The sequence below is a fragment of the Streptacidiphilus sp. ASG 303 genome (genome assembly GCF_020991365.1).
GTDB lineage: Bacteria > Actinomycetota > Actinomycetes > Streptomycetales > Streptomycetaceae > Peterkaempfera.
In genome coordinates, this window is sequence record NZ_JAJLRA010000019.1 from 65206 (window position 1) to 87110 (window position 21905).

Consider the following 21905-nt stretch of genomic DNA (forward strand, 5'->3'; position numbering starts at 1 on the left):
CCTCAGGCGTTCGGCGTGCCGAGCTGCTTGCGACCCGGCGGGGCAGTCGGCCAAGCCCCTGGGAGCCTGGTGGTACCGGCTCCTCACTCGGGCTTGTCAGCGAAGAAGTCCGCCAACGAGGAAGCGAGCGCCTCCGGAGCCTGTTCGGCCACGTGGTGGCCGGAGTCGATGCCGTGGCCGCGGACGTGCTCCGCCCACCGGCGCCAGATCTCCACGGGGTCGCCGTACAGGTCCTCCAGGTCGTCCCGGAGTGACCACAGGATCAACGCCGGGCACCGGATGCGTGCTCCGGCGGCCCGGTCCTCCTGTTCGTGCTGCCTGTCGATGCCCAGGCCGGCGCGGTAGTCCTCCAGCATGGCGCGCACCACGTCGCGGATGTCCTCGGGTGGCCGTGGAGCAGCACCACGGGTGGGCCCTCGCCGCCGTGGCGGACGAAGATCGATGCCTCATCGAGCTCAATTCGCCCGGTTGTGAAACCCTCGAACAAAGCTGCACCTTTCCAGCCGTGTCGCGACCCTGCCCACCCGGTCCGCAGGCCGCCGGCAGTCCGGTCGGGGACCGCCGGAGCCGGGAGCCTGCGCCGGCCGACGCTCTCCGTCGGCGCCCCCAGAGCTGACACACCGTCTGTCGGCTCTTGTTTCCGCGGACGTCGTACGCACACCTGGCCGGCACCCGCACCAGGTCGCACGGAACGCACGGCGGGACGGCCATCACGCCTTCAAGCCGCGGTGGCGAGCCCGGTCGGGAAGGCGGTGTGCTCGTCGGACGTCTTGCGGTGCTGCAGGCAGTGGTGGAGCTGTCCGAGCATGCGGTTGAAAAGATCGCGGCTCCCTTGCGGATGCAGCTCCGGACGCGCTTCTCGTGCGCACGGGACTCCACGGGCCGGATCGGGTCGCCGATCTTCAGACTCCCGTCTCCGGCCTTCAGCGCGGCCCTCGCCTCGTCCGCCCGGCGTGCGGGAACGAGGACACGGGTTCCGGCGATGCAGGCCCGGCCGGTGCCGATCGGCCCCGTGGTGGGAGCGGACCGGACCGCCTTGCCCATGCCGGCGTCGTCGTCGAGGACGGCGTCGGGGACCTGCCGCCGAGTCCCGGCATGACGCGCTTCATCGTCTCGGTCGCGTCGTGGTCGATCTACCGGCCGACCTCGGTCGAGCCGGTGAAGGAGATCCTCTGAACGTCGGGGCTGCGGGTGAGGGTGCTGCCGACCGTGGCGCCGGGGCCGTTGACGACGTTGACGACGGCGGGAGGCAGGGCGGCCTTGTCAAAGCACTCCACGGGGATCCGGGCCTCGAGCGCGCTCGGTTCACCCGGCTTGGCGACCACGGTGCAGCCGGCCGCGAGCGCGGCCGCCGCCTTGCCGCAGACGGACCAGGGGTTGCCGTTCCCCGGCGTCAGCGGCCCTGCGACGCCGACCGGCCCCCCGTGACGACCGCCTTGCCGTTGGCCTCCTCGAAGTTCTCGGGCTCGAGCAGGTCCTGCACGCCGGATGGTTCAGGTGGTGAGGACGATGCGGCCGGGGACCTCACGGGCCTCGAGCCGGCGGTGCGCCTCCGCGGCCTCGGCGAGGGGGAGTTCGTCGATGCGCCGGGTCAGCCTGCCGTCGGCGAGGAGGGCGATGACATGTGCGGCGGCGGGCTGCGCGGCGGAGGGGTCGGCCTGGAGGTAGGGGCCGACGGCGAAGCCGAGCATGCCCGCGTTCCTGCCCCACAGTTCGTCGCCGGTGACGGGGGTGTCCGGGGTGCGGGCGGCGTGTCCGAGGAGGAGGATGCGACCGAGCGGGGCCAGGACGTCCAGGCTGGCGGTGCGGACCTCGCCGCCGACCGGGTCGACCACGACGTCGACCGGGCGGCCGTCCAGAGCCGCCACGAAGCGGTCGCTGGTGAGGACCTCGTCGTAGTCCAGGTGGGCGGTGTCGGCGATCCTGGCCTGCGCGGTGACGGTGCCGGTGATGCGGGAGGCGCCGAGGGAGCGGGCGACGGCGGGGAACGCGGCGGCCAGGCCCCCGGCGGCTCCGTGCACCAGTACGCTCTCCCCCTCCCGCAGGTGCGCCACGCGGGTGAGTGCCAGGTGGGCCGTGACGGCATTGGGCAGGACCGCAACGGCCTGGGCCGGGTCCACGCCGCTCCCCTTCAGGGAGACGGTCATGGCGGCCTCGGCCAGGGTCACGGTGGCGTACCCGCCCAGGCTCATCCGGGACAGGGTCACGACGGGCTCGCCGACCTGGAATCCGGTGACGCCTTCGCCCAGCTCCCGGACCGTTCCGGCGACTTCCAGGCCGGGCACGAACGGCGGCCGGGGGAAGCCGGGCCGGTCGGCCAGGTCGCCGCGACGGAAGAAGACGTCGACCAGGCCGACTGCGGCGTGGCTGGTGTCGATGCTGATCTGCCCCGCGCCCGGCCTCGGGTCTGGCAGGTCGACGGGGACCAGGACCTGGGGCCCGCCGAACTCGCTGATGGTCATCGCATGCATGGGAACACTCCTGATTTTCGGCCCGTGTGGGGGGAGGGGGAGGCTGCGGGTGGGGCGCCGAAGCGCGGGGACGCGGCCGGAGATCGACCGCGCGAGGAACGCCGCACCGCGGATCACGTGCATCGGGGCACCGCTCCGACAGGGCCTGCAAACGCGGAGCCCGGTGTCCGCCCGCCGACATCGACAGTAACGCAAGGGCCTTGCGTTGTCCAACGCATCCCGCTTGCGTTGTTAGGATCGTGAGCATGACGCATCCGAAGACCTTCCAGCGCGCCTACTCCCGCCACCACAAGGAGCAGCGGGCCGCCGACCTCCTCGAGGCGGCCCGCGTCCTGGGCACCCGCGAGGGCGTCCGCGCGGTCACCCTGACGGCGATCGCCGGACATGCCGGCGTGCACGCCTCAGCGGTCCGCCGCTACTACTCCTCACGCGAGGAGATCCTGCTCAGCCTCGCCGAGGAGGGATACCGCGACTGGTCGGAGGACGTCGCCGCGCGGCTGGCCGGCCGCCGCGCCACCTCGGACGAACTGGCCCGCGCCCTGACCGCCTCGCTCGCCGCGCGGCCGCTCTTCTGCGACCTGCTGACCCACGTTCCCCTCACCCTCGAACGCGAGGTCACCTACGAGCGCGTCCACGCCTTCAAGGCCGTCGCCCTCGCCTGCGTGGAGACCCTCGTCACCGCCATCACCTCGGCCAGCGCACTCGACACGGCGCAGGCGGGCGACCTGGTCATCGCGGTCATCGCCATGGCCGCGCCCCTGTGGCAAGCCGCGCACCCCGCCGAAACGCTCACCCGCCTCTACGCGGAGGAGCCCGGGCTGGCCCATCTCGGCATCGCCTTCGAACCCACCCTCGTGCGGCTGGTCAGCGCACTGGCGGACGGTATGACCGGCCGGGCATGACCACCAACGGCCGGGTCCCGGGGAGCAGGTGACGGAGCCGGGAGGACACCGGGCCGAGCACACCGGGGACGGCCTGGGCGAGGACGATCCCGTTCCCGGGACCTCCTGGGAGAGCGTCCGTCCCAGCGGGTCGTGGGGGGGGTGGCGCCCCTCGGTCCGCCCGTCGGAGGCGGACAGCGGGCGGCCGCCGCGCCGCAGATGGTGCGGCCCGGGCCGCACAGGAACGCGCGGACCCCGTGAGCACAGCGCCAGGCGACGGCGATCGTGGCAGCCCGCGTCGGTGCCTCCTCGAGCGGGCTGCTCTGCGGACATCGACGTGCTGCGGGCCGGCTGCCTCCGTTCGGCCGCCTCCCGCCTGATCGGCGTGCCGCCCGCACCCGGCCCCCGTGCACGTACGGTCGTCCGCCGTCGGGCACGTGCGCCCCGCGACCGACGACCCGAAAACCCCACGTGCGTGCGGCGGGCAGACCCTATGATCACTCCGCCCCAGCGTCCGCTGCAGCGGCACACGCCTCCGAGACAGGCCGACGACGATGACGAACACCGCACGCAGAGCCCCGTGGATCCTCGCCCGCTCCGCACAGGCGACGACAGCGGCGGCCGCCGTGGCGGACGTGTTCCGCGCGGCGGCCGTCCGGGACCACCACCTGCACCACACGGATGCGTCCCTGCAGAGGTCGGGCTTCATGTCGATGGTCTTCCTGTACGTGATGGCTCCGGCGATCGTGCTGTTCCTCGTGTGGCTCGCCCGGTCCCGGCACAACGCCCAGGAGCTGTCCCCCCTGGCCCCGGTCCCGAGTCGGGCCTGGACGATCGGCGCGTGGTTCGTACCGGTGGTCAACCTCTTCGTCCCGCGCCGGCTCGTCCTCGACATCGGGCGCGCGAGCTCCGCGTCGTGGGAGCAGAAGCGGGGCACGACCCTGGTGAACCTGTGGTGGGCCGCCTGGATCACGCACGCGGTCGTGCTCACGGTGGGAGGCCGGGTGGCCCCGGGTTCGATGCCCCTCCTCGTGGTGGCGGAGGCACTCATGGTCGCGGCGGCCGTGCTGCTGGGACTGGTCATCGAGCGCATCACGGCGCTGCAGGGTGCCGCGCTCGGCGCCATCCTCCCGGTCGCGCCTCTCGCCCAGGTGTGAGCCACTCCCCGGATGCACTCCCCCACGTCGTACCGCAGGCTCCGGGCGGTCCGTTCCGACGTGGGGCACCGGCCGCTCGCGGGCCGGTGCCGCGGCGTGGAGTGGTCCTCCCGGAGCCCGCCTGTCGGCAGGCTCGGTCGTCGTGGCGACGCGGCGCACGTCCAGGATCGAGCGGTGTCCTCCAGGCCGTGGCGCGGGGTGGAAGAGCCTCCTCGTGCGGTGGCACCCTTCTTCCCCATGGGTCGGGATCAGAGCGACGAGGCATACGTACTGGACCTGTGCGACGAGGCCCTGGGGGAGGAAGGCCTGCGTCAGCACCGGTTCGACTGGCTGCTCGGGGATCCCGGCCGCACGGGCCACCGCAGCAGGCTGCCGGTCGACGCCTACTGGCCGGACCACGGCCTGGTGGTGGAGTACCGCGAGCTGCAGCACGACCGGCCCAACGCCTTCTTCGACAAGCCCGACCGCCTCACCGTCAGCGGCGTGCACCGCGGTCGGCAGCGCGCTCTCTACGACGCCCGCCGCGACACCCTGATTCCGCAGCACGGTCTGCGCCTGACGGTGATCCGCCCCGCGGATCTCTCCGCCGATGTGCGGGGCCGCCTGCGCCGGCACCCAGAGACGGACCTCGCGGCCGTACGGACTCTGCTGGCGCCCATCGCCTCGGTGGAGGCCGCTCCCGCGCCCCCGGGCGACGGCACGCCCGTTCCCGTCCCGGCACCACTGCGGACCCGCACAGCGCAGGCCGCCACCGCAGCCGGCCATACCGAGGACCGCGTGACGGAGGCGTTCCGCGCCTGGCTCGTCCTGCAGGGGTGGACACCGGTCACCCCCGCGGATGCGCACACCGATGTCGAAGCCGTCCGAGGAGCCGAGCGCCTCATCGGCGAGGTGAAGGGACGCACCCGAGCGCCCGGAACCGATCTCGACACGGCATACGGGCAGCTCCTGCGGCGCATGACGGAGTCTGACCCGGCCGTGCAGTACGCCATCGTCGTGCCGGCCTCGGTGCTCTCCCACGCCCGGCGGGTTCCGTCCGCCGTGCGGCGCCTGCTGCGGATCGACCTGTACGCCGTCTCCCCGGACGGTGGAGTGGAGCAGGTGAGGGAATAGCCGCAGCCAGGCGCCAGGAGGACTGTTCCCGCACCGCGCAGCCCGGCAGCCTCGCTGGTCGGAGGACCGACTCCGCCGTCGTCCGGCGCGGCAGGTCCGGACTGCTGGACTCGGAAGCATGACATGGGAGGAAGGAGCTGCTCCGTGGCCGTGAGAGCCATGCCCCGGGGCAACCGCTCCGCAGGGGCACGCCGCGAGTCACCACTCGAAGGTCTTCCACTCCCTCTCGGGGATGCAGCCCTCCGTGGTGTCCCAGCAGCGGTCGGCCCATGCTTCGGACACCATCACCGGACGGCTCAGCACGAGGTCGCCCGCCCGCTGGGCCCGAAGCACCAGACCGAGCTGCGCCGAGCACGGGTCGGCGCACTGCGAGTACCGCAGTTCCTTGTCGTGCATCCCGAGGTAGTCGATGAACCGTTCCTCCAGGCGTGACGGCACCTGACCGACGAGCCGCATCCCGTCCAGCGTCACCTGTGGGCCACGCAGTGCGTTGACGGCAATCCCCGACAGGCGGACCGACCGGTCGTAGTACACGGTGACCGCCGGTCCGGAGAACCTCGCGTCAGGTCGCTGCTCCAGCCAGAAGTCGACGCGGATCCCGTCCCCCGAAGAACCCTCCCGGAGAGCGGTCCGCAGGACACCTTCACCTGCTGCCTCCGCCTGCTCGTGCGTCATGCCGAACTCCAGAGGCCCGACGCGTTCGAACGGCGTGAACACCCACGAGAGGCGCTGCTTCTCGTCCAGTACGCCCCAGACGTCCGTCACCACGATCAACCTCCGGTCAGCAGAGCACCTCAGCCCGAGCGGCCGGCAGCGTGACGATACCGGGCCTGTTCGAACAGCCCTGTGCGATCGGGGACCGGTGGGCGCGGCTCCTGCATCTGAAGGGGTGATGCCGGAATCGTCCCCGTGCCGTCCGCCCGGCACACGCCACCGCACAGGCGAGGGAAGCGCGGCCTCCAGCTCTTCGACCCTCGGCATGCCGCCTGCCGGTCCGAGCGGTTCTCGACAGCGACGGTCCCGGACCGCACCCCGTCCTGGGTGAGGCGGACGTCGCGACGGCAGGAACGCACGACGAGTGCCGAAGCGCCTCTCATGCCTCGGCCCCAGCCGTCCACGTGCGGTCACGACGTTGCATGTCGTCCTCGGAACAGGGAGATTCCACGGATGGAGCAAGCGTCGAACACCCCGCAGCCTGTCCTCCGCCCCGGCGACGTACCCGAGCGCATCACGGCCGAGGGCTTCGTCCTGCGGCGCTGGCAGCCACGGGACCGCGAGGCGAGGTACCGCGCGATCCTGGCCTCCTTCGACCACCTGCACCCCTGGATGGAGTGGGCCGGCGAGCCGCCGACCGAGCAGCAGCACGCGCAGCGCTTCGAGGACGCGCTGGCCTGGCCGAGCGGCCGCAGCCACAACTTCGGCATCTTCGACGAGCGGGAGGGGACGATCCTGGGCATGGCCGCGGTCCACGACGACCTCGGCGGCGGAGCCGTCGAGATCGGCTACTGGTGCCACGTCGACCACGTGGGCCGAGGGGTCGCCACCAGGTCGGCCGGGGCGCTCACCCGGCTCCTCCTCGGTCTGGACCACCTCACCCGGGTCGAGATCCACTGCGACGAGGCGAACGTCCGCAGCGCCGCCGTGGCACGACGCCTGGGCTACCGTCTCGAACGCGTCGAGGAGGACGGCATCCAGGCACCTGCCGAGTCAGGCCGGGGCATGATCTGGGTCAAGGAACGCTGAGAGCCCTGCCGCCTCCCAGTGCACCGGTCGAGCAGCCGTCGGCAGCAGGTTGATGAGGGGCACACGGTCCGCTCCCGCAGTGCCCTCCGTGCCACGGGGCCGTCACAGGCGCGTCACCGCGAGGCCTTCCGGCTTCCTCGCGGAGGCCCCCGACTGCCACGATGGACGCACATGATCACCTCATTCCTCCCGGAGGGCCCCGTGCGCCGCACCGTCCTGCCGTCCCGCGCGGCCGCCCTCCTCACCCTCGTCCTGCTGTCCGGGTGCGGTCCGACCCCGGCCGCGGACGGCGGCGCTCCCGGCACCGCCGCGGCCGGGGACGTGCCCGGCGGGGACGCGGACGCCTTCGGTGGGGGCGTCCCGCCCGCCGATGCGCCGGACGGGTCCGACCCCGGCACGCCGGACGAGGCGGAGTCCCCCGCCGCGGCCTGCCCGGCCCGGGACGCGGCCAGGCACCTCCCCGACCTGGCCGGCAGGCGCTTCGACCCGCACGGTGCCGACCTGCGGTGCCTGGTCCACCTCAGCGCGCTCACCCCGGACGGCCGCGACGTCGCGCACGACGCCGCGGCGGCGGCACGCTGGACCGTGGCCTCCTCCCAGCCCGCCGCCGGCACAGCGGTCCACGGCGACACCCCCGTCGTCCTGCACCTGCGGCCGGTCCGCACGACAACCGCGACCCCGCGACGCACACCGACGCCGCCGCACTCCTCCGTACGCAAGGAGGCCCCGCGCCACCCGGCTGCGCCCAGGCGCACCAGGCGCCGGTAGGCCCCCGCGCACCGGGTGCCGCCCGGACCGACGGGCGGCACCGCCGGTCCGCTCCTCCGCACGGGCGGACGGGGGCGGGTGCGACGGGTTTCCTCCGGTTGGGGAAGGAGCTCCTGCCGCCGGGCGACGCCCGGGCGGGAGGGGGGTTGCGCCCGGTGGCAGGGCGGCGCCGGCGTCGCTGGATGCCCCGTCACCTCCATCGTCCACCCCGATGGTCGTTCCGTCCGAGACCTCCGCGGTCGAGGTCTTGAGACGACCGGTTGAATGCACCCCGTACGGATCCCGGCAGTTCGCCGGCCTCTGCGACGAGCTCGGGGGGCCGGTCGATGGGCACCGTCGGCAGCGGTGCCGACAGCACGGTCTGCAAGAGCCTCGACACGTCGCTGAGGCGCGAGGCCCTCCGGGGCGGCCGCGACCACGGCGACCCGCTCACCTGCCGGAGGACGGTCCTCGCCCGGCCGGCCCGTGACAACACCCACCGCCGGCACTCCGCCGACGGATGCCTCAGCAGGCACGCACACGAACGCCGGGACCACCCGGCCGACCCCGCGCTCGCCGCGTGAGACGCGAACGCCCGTCCACCATCAGGGGAGAAGGTCCCGTGTGAGTCCGATCCCTTCGGCCCCCCGCCGCCGGACGCCCGCGCGACGGCGACGGCAGGAGCAGCAGGACGGTCGAGCGGGACGGGCCCCGGTCACGCGGTGGGCCGTGGGCCCGCGGCGCGGCGGAGCCGGTTGGCGATGGCCAGCCCCAGTCCCTCCTCCTGCGGCAGGGAGGCGATGATGAGGTCGCATCCCCGCCGGTCGAGTTCGCGCAGGTACCCGTAGAGCCCGCGTGCGTAGGCGGCCGTCGATGCGGGGACCGGGATCACGGCGTGCGCCGCCACCGGGGCGCCCGCGAGGGAGGGTGGGAGGAGAACGCCCACCCGGTGGCCGAGTCCCTGCGCGCGTTCCGTTTCGGCGACGGCCTTCCCGGGCTCGACGAGGACGACCCGTGCCCGCGGTGCGTAGTGGGACGGATGCTGGCCCGGTACCCGGACACGGCTGGTGGAGGGGACCGTGATCGGGCGCCCCAGCACCGCTTCGAGGTCTTCGCGTGTGACTCCGCCGGGCCGGAGGATGCTCGGGGCGTCGCCGGTGGTGTCGACGATGGTCGACTCGACGCCGACGTCGCAGGGGCCGCCGTCCAGGACGAGGTCGACGGCGTCGCCGAGCTCCGCGCGGACGTGCTCGGCGGTTGTGGGGCTGACCGAGCCGAAGCGGTTGGCGGACGGGGCCGTGACACCGCCGCCGAAGGCCGAGAGCAGGGCGAGGGCGACGGGGTGGCCGGGCACGCGTACGGCCACCGTTTCCAGGCCTCCGGTGGCTTCGAGGGGCACGCGCCGGCCGCGCCGCAGGACCAGCGTCAGGGGCCCGGGCCAGAAGTGCTCGGCCAGCAGGCGCGCGGTGGCGGGAACGTCCTCGGCCCAGTCGTGGAGGTGCTCCGCGCCGGCGATGTGGACGATCAGCGGATGGGAGGGCGGGCGGCCCTTGACCTGGAAGGTCCGGGAGACGGCGGCGGGATCCTCGGCGTTGGCGCCCAGACCGTAGACGGTTTCGGTCGGCAGGGCCACCAGGCCGCCGGCCCGCAGCACTTCGGCCGCCTTCTCGATGTCACGTGTGCTTGCCGTCACTGTCCTTCGTCCTCTGCCTTGCCCGTTCCCCGCACCGCCCGGCCCCGCACCGCCCGGCCCCCCGTTCCCCGCACCGCCCGGTCCGCGCCCGCTCCGCGGCGGACGCGGGGCCGGCGGCCACCACGCCGGCCCGCCGTCGCTGCGGCACGCGCAGTGCGTCGGAGGGACCCGTCGCCCGGGTGCCTGGTCAGCCCGCCTGCCGGTCGGAGGATTCGCGCCCGGTGTAGCCGGCGACGGCGGCGAGGAGGTCGCCGATGCTGTGGGGCTGCTCGACCGGGTGGCGGACGGGCAGGTGGGGGTTGATCGTGTAGTGGTTTCGGCGCCCGACGCGGGCGCGGGTGATGTATCCGGCGCCGATGAGGTCGGCGATGATCGACTGGGTGGCCCGTTCGGTGATGCCGACGCGGTCGGCGATGTCGCGCGCGCGGATGCCGGGGTCCTGGGCGATGCACACCAGGACGTGGCCGTGGTTGGTCAGGAACGTCCAGGCCGGCTTGGCGGTCTCGGCTGCGGCAGACGGTGTCACCTGTTCAGTGTACTGCACTTCCTGAATCAGAAGCCGCATGTCACGCCTCTCCCGGGTTGCGCCTCATCCTCACCTGCTGTACTAATCACGATATCAAATTCGTGCTTTAGAGATCGGAGGTGGTGCGGATGGACGCGGGGACACTCGGGCAGGCGGCACTCGCGGCGGCAGTGGGTGTGCCGCTGCTGGCCGCGACGGGAACCGGGGGGTCGCAGGCCGCGGCCCGGTGGCGGGCGGGATGGTCGTGGGTGGCGGCGGCGGCCGCGGTCGTGGCCCTGGTGGCGGTCGCGGTGGGCGGGCCGGTGGGCCTGGTGGCCCGGGCCGGGTCGCAGCCGGCCTGGGGGCTGGTCGCCGACGGGCTGACGGTGAGTCTGCTGACACTGGTGTGCCTGGTGGGTGCGCTGGTGCAGAGCTTCTCCGGCCGCTACCTGTCCGGGGATGCCCGCTCGGGGCGGTTCGGGGCGGCAGCGGCGTGGGTGGTGGCGGCGATGGCCGTGGTGTCGGTGTCGGCGACCGTGGCCGGGATGGTGGCCGCCTGGGTGGTCGCCGGCCTCGGGTTCACGCGGGTCGCGGGAGCCCGCCGGGACCTGCCCGGCGTGGCGGGGCTGGTGCGGGTGATGCGCACCGCGCTGCTGACAGGTGACGCCGCCCTGGTCGCGGCAGCGGTGATCGTCCTCGCGCGGGCGGGAAACGTGGGGACGGAGTACACCGCGCTCCAGGGTGCTGCGGCCCGGCTGGGCGGGTGGGCGCCGCTGGTGGCGGCGCTGATCGCGGTGGCGGCGATGTCGCGGTGTGCGCAGGGCGTCTTTCAGGGGTGGCTGCGGCTGACGGTGTCGGCACCGACCCCGGCGTGCGCCCTGCTGCACGCCGGGGTGGTCAACGGCGGCGGGATCCTGCTGGTGCGGCTGGCGCCGCTGGCGGCGTGGACGCCCGCCCTGGCGGCGGTGGCGCTCGCGGGGACGGCGACGGCGACCTGGGCGGTGGCGGTCATGGCACGGCAGCCGGACGTGAAGGGGCGGCTGGCATCGTCGACGAGCGCACAGATGGGCTTCATGCTGGTCGAGTGCTGTGTGGGCGCCTACCCGGCGGCGATGGTGCACCTGATCGGGCACGGCCTGTACAAGGCGGGGCTGTTCCTGTCGTCGGGGTCGACCGTGCGCAGGCCGGGGTCCCCGGGTGTCCCGGAGCCGGTCGGCGGCCGGGCGCGGGCGGGTGCGGCCGCCGTGGCCGCCGTGGCCGCCACCGCCGCCGCGGCCCCCGGGGTCGCCACCGGTGACGGGCTGGTGCTGGTGGTCCTGGTGGCGGCGACCGCGTGGACGCTGGCGAATGCGTGGTGGGCGCGGCGCCCGGCCGGTGAGCCGCGGCGGTGGCTGTGGCCGGTGCTGCTGGTGGTGGCCGCCGGTGCCTACGGCGCGGTCGCGGCGGTGGTGGGCGGCTTCGTCGCCCGGGCCGTGCCCGGTGCGGGGACCGGGCTGCCCGTCTGGGTGCTGCTGGGTGTGCCGGCCGCGGCTGCGGTGTTCACCTGGGCGGCGACCCGTACGCGGGCGGCGGTGTTCCTCGGGGCCCGGCTGCTGGACGCCGCCGTCGCACCGGTCGGCTGGGACCGGCCGCGCCCGCCCTCCGCCGCGACCGTCGCCCGGCCGCACCGGCCCGAGAAGGAGCCGGTGCTGGAGTCCGCGGCCTGAACCGCCGCCCCGGCGCGGGCGAACCCCCGTGCCCTCGCCCGTGTGCGGCGTGAGCGGCCCCGGCCCTCCTGCCCCTCCGATGACTGAAAGGTCTGCTTCCATGACGACGACCCATCCGGCGCCGGTGACGGCGGCGCTGATCGAGCAGGCGGCTCGGCCGATCCCGGCGCTGTGGCCGGTGACCACCGCGATCGCGGTCAACCCGCTGTGGGACCTGCGCGGGCACAGCATGGCCGAGGCCGTCGGCATCGCCGCCCCGCTGCTGGGCATCACCGGCCTGCCGGATGCGCGCCTGGTCGCCGACGCCTACGAGCGCGGCCGGATCACCGACGCCGACCTGAGGACCGCGCTGAGCGCCCTGCACGCTCCGGCCGTGCCGGGGGACGCCGCGTGCACGCCGGCTCTCGCGCCGCCGGTGCCGACGGTGGACGGGCGGGCGGAAGCGGTGACGGACCGGGAGGTGGCCAAGTGGTGCGCCGCCTACGTCACCGGAATGCTCGGCAGGACGGCCCCGGCGTCCGGCTTCTACGCCACGTGGCGGGAGCGGGTGGGAGGGGATCCGGTGGCCCGCCGCCTGGGGATCGGCACCGGCCGCCCGCTGCCCGCCACCGCCGAGGACGCCCTCGCGCTCGCACTGAGGGACATGGGGGCGGACGACGAGGAGACGGTGGTGGCGGTGCTGAGCGCGCAGCTGGCCCGTCTGCCCGGCTGGGCGGCCCATGCCAAGTGGCGCACGCAGTGGGCCGCACCCGACCACCCCGGCCCCGCCCTGCACCTGGGCGACTACCTGGCCGTGCGCCTGACCTACGACGCAGCCCAGCGCACCCCCGCCCTTTCCGCGCCCGGCGGCGGCCCGGCCCCGCACGCAGACGCGGCCGACACAGACGCCGGCGCCGACGCCGACCGGGGCCGCGACGGGCTGCCGGAACCTGCCGACGCCGAGGTGGCGGCCCGGCTCTCGGCCCTGGCCCCCCGCACGCGGCACTGGGTGTGGCTGGCCGCCTACGAGGGCCACTACCGCGACGAGTTGCTGGCCGCCCTCGACCGCCCCGCACGACCGGTCCCCGCCCGGCCCCCCGCCGCCCAGCTGGTGTGCTGCATCGACGTGCGCAGCGAGGGTCTGCGCCGCCACGTGGAGGCCGTCGGTGACTACGAGACCTTCGGGTTCGCCGGGTTCTTCGGCCTGCCCGCCCGGGTGAGGCCCTTCGCCAGCGATGACGCACTCGACCTGTTCCCGGTGCTGCTGCGGCCCGCCTTCACCGTCGGCGAAGCCTCCCCCCGTGCGGGCACGGGTGCCGCGGCGGCGGCCGCCCACGCCGACCTCGCCGCTGCGGCGGCAGCGGCCGGGGCCGCGCAGAAGGCCCCGCTGGGCGCGTACCTGCTGGCCGAGGCGGGCGGGTTCGCGCTCGGGCCCCTGGCGGTGGCCCGCACCCTCGCCCCGCGCGCCTGGGCGGCCGTACAGCGGTGGGCGAGGACCGCCCTGACCGGCGCCGCCCCGGTGACGCCGGTGCTGTCCGGGCCGACGGCACCCAGCGACACCGAGCAGGCCGACTTCGCCGAGGCGGCCCTTGCCGCGATGGGCCTGACGGAGCGGTTCGCGCCGCTGGTGCTGCTGTGCGGGCACGGCAGCACCACCACCAACAATCCCTACGCGAGCGCCCTGGACTGCGGCGCCTGCGGCGCGGCCCGCGGCGGCACCAGCGCCCGGCTGGCCGCCGCGGTCCTCAACCGGGCGCCGGTGCGCGCCCTGCTCGCCGAGCGGGGCCTGCGCGTGCCCGACGACACCGTGTTCGTCGCCGCCGAGCACGACACCGCCACCGACACCGTCACCTGCTACGACGTGGACACCCTGCCCGCCACCCACCAGGCCCGCATGGGGCGGCTGCGCCGCGACCTGGCCACCGCCGGACAGCGGCTGGCCGCGGAGCGCGCCCGCGATCTGCCCGCCGCCCCCGCCCGCCTGCGGCCCAGGGCCGCGGCCGCGCACACGGCCACCCGGGCGGCGGACTGGTCCCAGGTCCGCCCGGAATGGGGTCTGGCCCGCAACGCCGCCTTCCTCGTGGCCCCGCGCGCGTTCAGCGCGGGCCTCGATCTGGGCCGGCGGTGCTTCCTGCACTCCTACCGGCCCGAGACGGACCCCGACGGCGCGGTGCTGGAGGCGATCCTGTCGGGGCCCGCGGTCGTGGCGCACTGGATCAACGCCCAGTACTACTTCTCCACCGTGGACCCCGACACCCTCGGCGCCGGGGACAAGATCGCCCACAACGTCGTCGGCGACATCGGCGTCCACCAGGGTGCGGGCGGCGACCTCCGGCTCGGCCTGCCCCGCCAGTCGGTGTTCACCGACCACTCCCGCCCCTACCACGAGCCCATGCGGCTGCTGGTCGCCGTCACCGCCCCCCGCGACCGCCTCGACACCCTCCTGCACCGCAACCCCACCCTGGCCGACCTCGTCGACGGCGCCTGGATCCACCTCGCCGTGCACGACGCCGACCGCTGGTGGCTGCGCCGCCCCGGCCGCGGCTGGACGCCCTGGCGCCCCGCCGGCCGGCCCTGAGAGCGACCACGAACCGACCCAGTTCCAGCGCAAGGGAGAAACCCGCGATGACCTCGCTGCAGTCCGACGCCGCCACCGCCCTCGCCACCCTGCTCGGCGGCAACCGCCGGCACGCCCTCGGCACCCCCGCCCCGCACGCGCCCGGTGAGCACCCCGGCGTCCTCGCCGCCGTACTCACCTGCAGCGACCTGGGCGTGGCACCGGAAGCCATCTTCGACACCCAGCCCGGCCGGCTGATCGTGACCTCCACCGCGGCGCACCTGACCGGCACCGCCGCCCTCGCCGGCATCGACTACGCCCTCACCCTCCACCAGGCGCCCCTGGTGGTGGTCCTCGGACACCAGCCGTGCCGCATCCTCGACACCGTCCACGCCCAGTACACCCGCGGCACCGTCTCCACCGCCTACCACGGCGCCATCACCGCGCACCTCGGCCTCACCCTCCGCCACCGCCCCGCCACCACCCCCGAGGACCTCCTCGACCGCCACCTGCGCCACACCGCCACCACCCTGCTCGACACCTTCCCCGTCCTCGCAAGGCTCCACCGCGCCGACCCCGCCGCTCTGGCCACCCTCGTCTACACCCCGGCCGACCGGCTCGTCCGCCCGCTCAGGACCGTGCCCGTCCTCCAGTCGTAGGAGCAGCCCGGAAAGGCACCCACCCCATGGCCAGCACGCCCACCGCCCGCCCCTACCACGGCGCGACCGTCGTCTTCGGCACCCGGCACGACAAACACCACTGCGCCGCCCCCGCGTTCCACGACGTCCTCGGCGCGCGCGTCACCGCACCGCCCGGCCTCGACACCGACCAGTTCGGCACCTTCGCCGGCGACATCCCCCGCACCCTGCCCCCGCTCCAGGCCGCCACCGCCAAAGCCCGCCTGGCCATGGCCACCACCGCCACCCCCTACGGACTGGCCAGCGAGGCCAGCTACGGACCCGTCGGGCTGGTCAACACCCACGAGGAGATCCTCGTCTTCCTCGACGACACCCGCGACCTGTGCATCGTCGAGGGCCTGCGCAGCCTCGACGTCCCCGGCACCGCCACCGACGTCACCGACCCGGACACCGCCGTCGAGGCCGCCCGCTCCTTCGGCTTCCCCCACCAGGGCGCCCTCGTCACCACCACGCACAACGGGCACCTGCACGTCGCCGGCAAGGGCATCACCGACGCCGCCGTCCTGCGCCGCACCACCGGCACCGCGCTGCGGCGCTCCGACACCGGCACCGCAACCGTCGCCCCCGACCTGCGCGCCCACCACAACCCCACACGCCGCACCCTCCTCACCCGACTCGCCCGCCGACTCGCCACGCGCCTGGCCACACCCTGCCCCCGGTGCCACGCCCCCGGCTACGGCCGCACCTCCCACCGCACCGGCCTGCCCTGCCGCGCCTGCGCCTGGCCCACCGACCTCGTCACCGCCGACGTTCACGGCTGCGCCCGCTGCCAGCACCGCCACACCGTGCCACGCCCCGACACCACCGCCGACCCCCGCTGGTGCGAACGCTGCAACCCCTGACAGAGCGTTCTCTCCGCCGGTTCGTGTCCGGCCCCGGGGCCGGGTTCCGCGCCGGTTCACGGGGGACCCCCGGGTGGGCCGCCGGCTCCTGAGGCCGGTCATCACGGGCTGGATCACGGCTTCGGGGCGGTGGGGGTGGGTCTCGTGGTCGCGGGCCGGGCGGGCGCCGTGGTCGACGGCCTCGGCGCGGTAGCCGGAGTCAGCCCGCGCCGAGGCCGCGCGGGCCGGGGAGGACGCCACCGTCCCCTCGGCCCGCGCGGCCGCCGCCGTGCCACGGCCGACCCCGCGCCACCGCGCACCGGGTCGTTAGGCTCGGGGACATGACTGTTCAGCGGATGGACAACGTCGCCATCGTCGTCGACGACCTGGACGCGGCTGTCGCCTTCTTCACCGAGCTCGGCCTGGAGCTGGAAGGCAGGGCGCAGATCGAAGGCCTCTATGCGGACCGCACCGTCGGACTCGACGGCGTCCGGAGCGACATCGCGATGATGCGGACCCCCGACGGCCACAGCAAGCTGGAGCTGACCAAGTACCACACCCCCGCGGTGTCCGAGGCCGGGCCGCGGAACCCTCCGGCCAACACGCTGGGCCTGCACCGCGTCATGTTCGCCGTCGACGACATCGACGACATCGTCGCCCGCCTGCGCACCCACGGCGCCGAACTCCTCGGCGGGGTGGCGCAGTACGAGGACGTCTTCCGGCTCTGCTACCTCCGCGGCCCCGCAGGCATCATCGTCGCCCTGGCCGAACAGACGGGCTGACGCGGGCCCGCCGCGCGGAGCACGCCGACGGCCGGCCCCGCGCCCCCGCGTACCGGGTCGCAGGGCCCGGACCGCGGACGGGCCCGGGCCGGCAGGGCGGCTGCGCTCGGCGAGGTGCTCCGCAGGCGAGGGGCCTGGCCCCGTGCCGCGCGTTCGACGGCGCAGGTGACGGCGCAGATGACGGCGCAGATGACGGCGAGGACGGACTCCCGTCGCGGCGTCAGCGGCGTCATCGTGTGCGGCGCCCCTGTCCTACCCGGTCGATAGGGTCGCGACCATGACTTCGGATCACGGCCTGACCGGCCGCACCACGCAGGGGCCGGTGCTCACGCGCGGCGGCGAGGCCGAGACCTGCGCCGACCCCAGTGCCGTGATGGCGCTGTTCGCCGATTCGGCGCAGACCGGGGGCGCGTTCACGAGCTACCGCTCGGCCTTCGCCGAGGGTGCGCCCGGCGCGCCCGCGCACGTCCACACGCGCGCCTGGGAGGTGTTCTTCGTCCTGGGCGGCTCGCTCCAGGTGCTGCTCGGTGAGGAGGTGACCCTCCTGCACCAGGGCGACTTCCTCGCCGTGCCGCCGGGCACGCCGCACGCCTTCCGCGCCGCCCCGGGCTCGGGCGCCGACGTCCTGTGCGTGTTCACGCCGGGCATGGACCGCTTCGACTACCTGCGCCTGCTGGGGCGGGTCACCCGCGGCGAGGAGCCCCCGAGCCGGCTCGCCGAGACGTCGGAGCGCTTCGACAACCACTACGTCGACAGCCCGGTCTGGCGCGCGACCCTGGAGGCCCCGCAGTGATCACCCGGGACACCCGCATCCGGATCGCCCGCCCCTCCCGGGACCTGGTGGCCGCCGAGCGCTTCTCCGTCGAGGGCCTCGGGCTCGACGTTCCGTGGCGCACCACCGGGCGCGTCTCCGGCGGGCATGACCTGGTGATGCCCGGGCTCCCGGGCGGCTCCTGGCACTTCGAGCCCACTCACGACCCCGAGCGGCCGCCGGAGCCCACACCCACGGTGGACGACCTCTTCGTCCTCCATCCCGGTACCGCGGTCGATGACGCCCTCGTCGACCGCTTCGTCGCCGCGGGCGGCACCCGCGCGGCGGCGCACAACCCCTACTGGGACGAGTACGGTGCCACCGTTGCCGATCCCGACGGCTACCGCTTGGTGCTCTGCTCGCGTTCCTGGAGCGCCTGAAGTCGTCCGCCGTTGACGGGCGGGGTCACGGGGCGGGGCCGGGTGGCCGGGCCCGGTCCGGGCCGGGCGAGGATGGCCGCGGTCGACCGGCCGCTCGGCCTGCAGGCGGACATGGTCGACCTGGCCGGACGCGACCTCCGCGCCCACCGCCTCGCACACCGCCCGCGCCCGTGGCCGCGCCTGTGCCCGTGACCCAACGGTGCGTCAGATGAGGCGGAAACCGCCATGACCCGCCGGCAGGCCGGAGGGTCCGGCAGCCTCACGGCCGGCGGCGCGGGCGGTGGGGGACCTGACAGCTCCAGCAGCGTCTCGCGGGTGATCCGGATCCCCTCGGAACCCTCGTCGAACCCGTCCGGCAGCGCCGCCCTGCCAGGAGTGCCCAGCGATGCGGGAACGCGGCTGCCCTGGGCGTGCGCGGGCGTACCGGTCACTCCACGAAGTACGAGTCGTGCCGGTCGAAGAACCTCGGATGCTCCTCGTCGGAGGCGTCGGCCAGCTCCGACACCCGCTCGAAGTACTCCTCGCGCGGTGCGCCCGGCGTGAAGAGCAGCAGCATCTCGGCGGGCGCGTCGGAGTCGTTGCGGAAGGCGTGCAGTCCGCCCTGCGGGACGTGCAGGAAGTCGCCCTGGTGCGCGTCGACCCACTGAGCGCCGTCGTAGAGGCGGACGGTGCCGCCGAGGATGTAGAACGACTCCGAGATGGTCTTGTGGAAGTGGGTCCTCGGACCGCCGGCCCTGGGCCGCATTTCGACGCGGTAGAGCCCGAACTCGCCTCGGGTGGTGGTCGTGGTCGCCAAGTAGTGGATGGCGTCCCCGCCCTCCCCGCCGATGTCGGGGGCGGTCTCCGCAGGACGGTAGCGGGCGCTGACCTCGCCCCCGTCCCCCCAGTACACCTGTTCCGGGTAGTACGACATTGCAGGCACCCTTCGTCCGATCGGTGTGTGCGCCGAGAGGCGCTGGTGGGCGCGGACCGTTCGAGGTCCGGGCCCACGCCCTTGTCCACTTGACCGGGCACGTCGGGGGAGTGTGACGTGCCCGTCGTGGGCGGTGCGGCGGGCTCGGCGCCCCGCAACCGCCCACGACGGACCGGGTGCCTCAGCCGAACTGGCCCGGCTGGTAGTCACCGGCCGGCGTCTGGTTGATCACGTTGATGCGGTTGTAGGCGTTGATCACGGCGATGAGCGAGACCAGCGCGGTGAGCTGGTCCTCGTCGTAGTGCTTGGCGGCGTTCTCCCAGGCCTCGTCGGTGACCCCGCCGGCCGCGTCGGCGATGCGGGTGCCCTGCTCGGTCAGCTCCAGCGCGGCACGCTCGGCCTCGGTGAAGACCGTGGCCTCACGCCAGGCGGCGACCAGGTTGAGGCGCTGCTGCGTCTCACCGGCATGGGCGGCATCCTTGCTGTGCATGTCGGTGCAGAAGCCGCAGCCGTTGATCTGGCTGGCGCGGAGCTTCACGAGCTCCTGGACCGTGTGCGGCAGCGTCGAGTCGACCACCACCTTGTTGGCCGAGTTGATGTGCTTGAGCACCTTGGCCGCGAGGGGGTGGCCGAAGTAGTCGAGGCGCGCTTCCATCATGGGATCTCCTCGTCGTATCGGGGTTGCGCCCTACTGACCGGGCAGCCCTCCGGACTGTGACACGGCGGCCGTTCATCCACGTCACTCCACGCCGGACGTTCCGATGCGATGCGTCCGGTCCGGATCGGCGGCGTGCGTGCGGGCGGGCGGGCGGATGGCCGGAGCTCAGGCCGGGACGGTGCACACGCGCTCGATGCCGGTTCCGGGGTCGCCGGGGACAGTAGACCCGTCCAGACCGACGGGGGCACCCCGGGCTCCGTCCCGTGGTCGTGCGGCGGAACGGCCGGCCTCCACCGGTGGGGGGTACGGCGACCGGGAGAGGCTGCGGACGTGCGCGGATGGTAGCTTCCCTGCCGTGACGGAGCATCAGGACGAGACCAGGGCGGCCTACGACGGAGTGGTCGAGCTGTATGCGTCGATGTTCGCCAACAGGTTGGAGGCGCACCCGTTCTCGCGCAACATGATCGGCACCTTCGCCGAGCTGGTGCACGCGACGGGGAACCTGCGGGCAGCGGACGTCGGATGCGGGCCCGGGCATCTGACCGCCATGCTGCACGGCCTGGGGCTGGACGCCTTCGGGCTCGACCTCTCCCCGGGCATGGTCGCCCACGCCCGGCGGGCCCATCCGTCGCTGCGGTTCGACGAGGCACGGATGGAGGCCCTGCCGGTCGAGGACGGCGCGCTCGGCGGCGTGCTGGCCCACTACTCGATGATCCACACCCCGCCCGGCGCACTGCCCGCGCTGCTCGCCGAGCAGGTACGCGTCCTGGCGCCGGGCGGCCTGCTCCTGGTCTCGTTCTTCGCGACCGACGGACCGGAGCCGGTCCGCTTCGACCACAAGGTGACGCCCGCCTACAGCTGGCCGGTGGAGCGGTTTGCCGCGCTGCTGGCCGGGGCCGGGCTCGTCACGGTCGCCAGGCTGGTCCACGACCCGGCCTCCGAGCGGGGCTTCCTCGACGCCCACGTGCTGGCCCGCCGTCCCGAGAGCACGCCCGTGGTCTCGGGGAGCGAGCCGGTGTAGATCACCTCTGTGGAGGGAGGCCGCCCGAAGGCGCCGCGTCCCGACCGGTCGGGAGCCCGCTCCCCGGCCCGCCCGAGACTCGTTCCCCCGGACTGTCCGAGGCCGCCTCCAGCGGGTTCCCGGGGTCCGATGTCACAGATTCCGTGCCTGTCCGGTCTGAACGGTTGAGCGGTGTGCGCGGGCACGGCTGCCGGCACGGGGGACGCGGTGCCGGGTGATGAGGGGATGGATGCGGTACGGACCACGCCGACGACGCGGTGCCGATCTCGGAGCTGCTGGACGAGCGGAGGCATCTGCTGGATGTCGCCCACTGGATGCTCGGCAGCGGCAGCGCGGCCGAGGAGGTCATCGACGACGCCTACCAGCAGTGGTGCGCGCTGGCCGAGGAGGAGCGGGCTCGGATCGCCTCCCCCCGTGCCTGGCTGGCGAAGGCCGCCGGCAGCGTCTGCCTGGCCCGGCCGGCCCTGCCCCGCCGGGTCCCGCCCGGAGCGGTGGACGGGGCGGCGCCCGGCGCAGCGGACGGCGTGGCGCCCGGCGCAGCGGACGGCGTGGCGCCCGGCGCAGCGGACGGGGCGGCCGACGAAGGGGACCGGCAGCGACTGCTGGAGGAGGAGATCAGCGAGGTCCTCCTGGACGCGCTGGACTCCCTGTCGCCGGCCGAGCGGGCGGCCTTCGTGCTCAACGACGCCTTCGGGACGGCGCCGGGTACGGTCGCGGACATCGTGGGGCAGCCGGAGCCGGAGTGCGCCGAGCCGACCGACCGGGCTCGCGACAGCCTGCGCGCACGCCGGGCACGGTCCGCGTCCGTCAGGCGGCACGACGCGGTGGCCCGCCGGGTGGGCAAGGCCTGCGTCGCGGAGGACGCGGCGCTCCTGGCGTCCGTGACGGCTCCCGACGTGACGGCGTCCTTCGACGGCGGCGGCAAGATCCGGGCCCTGGTCAGGCCCGTGTACGGCAGGGAGCAGGTCGCCCGCAGCCTGCTGACACTGCTGGCGCGACGGCCGCGGACCACGCTGCGCACCCAGTCCGTCAACGGGCGGACCGGTCTCGTGGTGCGCTACGACGACCTGGTGGCCGCGGTCGTCAGCCTCGACGTGGCCGGCCACCTGGTCGCGCAGGTGTGGATCACCCTCAACCCCGACAAGCTCCGCTCCTGGAACCGCCCCGGTTCCCCGCCGGACACCGGACGGCACCGCGGCAGCCCTGCCGGAACACGCCGGACGTGACCTCCGCCGCTCCCGCGGCACGGGATGCGGGATGCGGGAGCGG

The 21905-nt window shown here is 74.5% G+C and carries 22 protein-coding genes and 2 pseudogenes; 15 read left to right on the forward strand and 9 right to left on the reverse strand.

All coding sequences use genetic code 11. From position 1 onward, the window contains the following. Positions 1–83: 83 nt before the first annotated feature. The 4 genes and pseudogenes from LO771_RS21280 to LO771_RS21290 all read right to left on the reverse strand — a co-directional run. Positions 84–401 (reverse strand): annotated as a pseudogene (locus LO771_RS21280) (alpha/beta fold hydrolase); the annotation flags it as partial. Between the two features lie 484 nt (positions 402–885). After that, a pseudogene (locus tag LO771_RS31695) lies at positions 886–1044 on the reverse strand (aldehyde dehydrogenase); the annotation flags it as partial. Between the two features lie 89 nt (positions 1045–1133). Beyond that, a complete protein-coding gene (locus tag LO771_RS30825; RefSeq protein WP_255744671.1) occupies positions 1134–1397 on the reverse strand; it encodes an aldehyde dehydrogenase family protein in 264 nt (87 codons plus the stop codon). Between the two features lie 96 nt (positions 1398–1493). Further along, positions 1494–2471 carry a zinc-binding dehydrogenase gene (locus tag LO771_RS21290; RefSeq protein WP_230654864.1) on the reverse strand — a complete coding sequence of 326 codons (978 nt, stop codon included), beginning with the start codon at positions 2469–2471 and terminating at the stop codon, positions 1494–1496. Positions 2472–2716: 245 nt separating this feature from the next. Between LO771_RS21290 and LO771_RS21295 the strand changes: the two genes are divergently transcribed. The 3 genes from LO771_RS21295 (at position 2717) to LO771_RS21305 (ending at position 5622) form a co-directional block, all read left to right on the forward strand. Beyond that, on the forward strand, positions 2717–3373 hold the full coding sequence (locus LO771_RS21295) for a TetR family transcriptional regulator (RefSeq protein WP_230654866.1): 657 nt from the start codon (positions 2717–2719) through the stop codon (positions 3371–3373). Positions 3374–3906: 533 nt separating this feature from the next. Beyond that, on the forward strand, positions 3907–4509 hold the full coding sequence (locus LO771_RS21300) for a DUF4328 domain-containing protein (RefSeq protein WP_230654868.1): 603 nt from the start codon (positions 3907–3909) through the stop codon (positions 4507–4509). 237 nt (positions 4510–4746) lie between these two features. Then, the gene (locus LO771_RS21305) at positions 4747–5622 is read left to right on the forward strand and encodes a hypothetical protein (protein WP_230654870.1); all 876 of its coding nucleotides are present in this window, start codon (positions 4747–4749) and stop codon (positions 5620–5622) included. 198 nt (positions 5623–5820) lie between these two features. Here LO771_RS21305 and LO771_RS21310 read toward each other — a convergent pair whose 3' ends face one another. Then, a complete protein-coding gene (locus LO771_RS21310; RefSeq protein ID WP_230654872.1) occupies positions 5821–6390 on the reverse strand; it encodes a hypothetical protein in 570 nt (189 codons plus the stop codon). A 399-nt stretch (positions 6391–6789) separates the two neighbouring features. Here LO771_RS21310 and LO771_RS21315 point away from each other — a divergent pair, with 399 nt between their 5' ends. From LO771_RS21315 to LO771_RS21325, 3 genes are all read left to right on the forward strand, one after another. Beyond that, positions 6790–7365 carry a GNAT family N-acetyltransferase gene (locus LO771_RS21315; protein WP_230654874.1) on the forward strand — a complete coding sequence of 192 codons (576 nt, stop codon included), beginning with the start codon at positions 6790–6792 and terminating at the stop codon, positions 7363–7365. Between the two features lie 171 nt (positions 7366–7536). Further along, positions 7537–8133 (forward strand): hypothetical protein, encoded by a 597-nt coding sequence (locus tag LO771_RS21320; RefSeq protein WP_230654876.1) that lies wholly within the window; start codon positions 7537–7539, stop codon positions 8131–8133. Between the two features lie 326 nt (positions 8134–8459). Next, positions 8460–8696, forward strand: a complete 237-nt coding sequence (locus tag LO771_RS21325; RefSeq protein WP_230654878.1) for a hypothetical protein — start codon at positions 8460–8462, stop codon at positions 8694–8696. 131 nt (positions 8697–8827) lie between these two features. On the opposite strand, the gene LO771_RS21330 is transcribed toward LO771_RS21325, so the two are convergent. Together LO771_RS21330 and LO771_RS21335 are read right to left on the reverse strand one after the other, a co-directional pair. Beyond that, complete coding sequence (locus tag LO771_RS21330; protein ID WP_230654880.1) at positions 8828–9805, reverse strand: L-threonylcarbamoyladenylate synthase; 978 nt, start codon at positions 9803–9805, stop codon at positions 8828–8830. A 187-nt stretch (positions 9806–9992) separates the two neighbouring features. Next, positions 9993–10331 (reverse strand): winged helix-turn-helix domain-containing protein, encoded by a 339-nt coding sequence (locus LO771_RS21335; protein ID WP_230654882.1) that lies wholly within the window; start codon positions 10329–10331, stop codon positions 9993–9995. 128 nt (positions 10332–10459) lie between these two features. On the opposite strand from LO771_RS21335, the gene LO771_RS21340 reads away from it, so the two are divergent. From LO771_RS21340 to LO771_RS21370, 7 genes are all read left to right on the forward strand, one after another. Continuing rightward, the gene (locus tag LO771_RS21340; RefSeq protein WP_230654883.1) at positions 10460–12016 is read left to right on the forward strand and encodes a proton-conducting transporter membrane subunit; all 1557 of its coding nucleotides are present in this window, start codon (positions 10460–10462) and stop codon (positions 12014–12016) included. 100 nt (positions 12017–12116) lie between these two features. Beyond that, a complete protein-coding gene (locus LO771_RS21345) occupies positions 12117–14573 on the forward strand; it encodes a DUF2309 domain-containing protein (protein WP_230654886.1) in 2457 nt (818 codons plus the stop codon). A 47-nt stretch (positions 14574–14620) separates the two neighbouring features. Next, the gene (locus LO771_RS21350; protein ID WP_230654887.1) at positions 14621–15211 is read left to right on the forward strand and encodes a carbonic anhydrase; all 591 of its coding nucleotides are present in this window, start codon (positions 14621–14623) and stop codon (positions 15209–15211) included. A 26-nt stretch (positions 15212–15237) separates the two neighbouring features. Further along, on the forward strand, positions 15238–16092 hold the full coding sequence (locus tag LO771_RS21355; RefSeq protein ID WP_230654888.1) for a DUF6671 family protein: 855 nt from the start codon (positions 15238–15240) through the stop codon (positions 16090–16092). A gap of 320 nt (positions 16093–16412) precedes the next feature. Beyond that, entirely contained in the window at positions 16413–16853 is a 441-nt protein-coding gene (locus LO771_RS21360) for a VOC family protein (RefSeq protein WP_230654890.1), read from the forward strand. Positions 16854–17130: 277 nt separating this feature from the next. Next, entirely contained in the window at positions 17131–17646 is a 516-nt protein-coding gene (locus LO771_RS21365; RefSeq protein ID WP_230654892.1) for a cupin domain-containing protein, read from the forward strand. Then, positions 17643–18044: a VOC family protein gene (locus LO771_RS21370; protein ID WP_230654894.1), complete on the forward strand. Its 402-nt coding sequence runs from the start codon at positions 17643–17645 to the stop codon at positions 18042–18044. The genes LO771_RS21365 and LO771_RS21370 overlap by 4 nt, the downstream gene beginning before the upstream one ends. Before the next feature lie 427 nt (positions 18045–18471). On the opposite strand, the gene LO771_RS21375 is transcribed toward LO771_RS21370, so the two are convergent. Both LO771_RS21375 and LO771_RS21380 read right to left on the reverse strand, forming a co-directional pair. Next, a complete protein-coding gene (locus LO771_RS21375; RefSeq protein WP_230654896.1) occupies positions 18472–18957 on the reverse strand; it encodes a cupin domain-containing protein in 486 nt (161 codons plus the stop codon). Positions 18958–19138: 181 nt separating this feature from the next. Next, complete coding sequence (locus tag LO771_RS21380) at positions 19139–19612, reverse strand: carboxymuconolactone decarboxylase family protein (RefSeq protein WP_230654965.1); 474 nt, start codon at positions 19610–19612, stop codon at positions 19139–19141. 358 nt (positions 19613–19970) lie between these two features. Between LO771_RS21380 and LO771_RS21385 the strand changes: the two genes are divergently transcribed. Next, entirely contained in the window at positions 19971–20636 is a 666-nt protein-coding gene (locus LO771_RS21385; RefSeq protein ID WP_230654900.1) for a class I SAM-dependent methyltransferase, read from the forward strand. A gap of 257 nt (positions 20637–20893) precedes the next feature. Continuing rightward, positions 20894–21862: an RNA polymerase subunit sigma gene (locus tag LO771_RS21390; RefSeq protein ID WP_230654902.1), complete on the forward strand. Its 969-nt coding sequence runs from the start codon at positions 20894–20896 to the stop codon at positions 21860–21862. Positions 21863–21905: the final 43 nt, after the last annotated feature.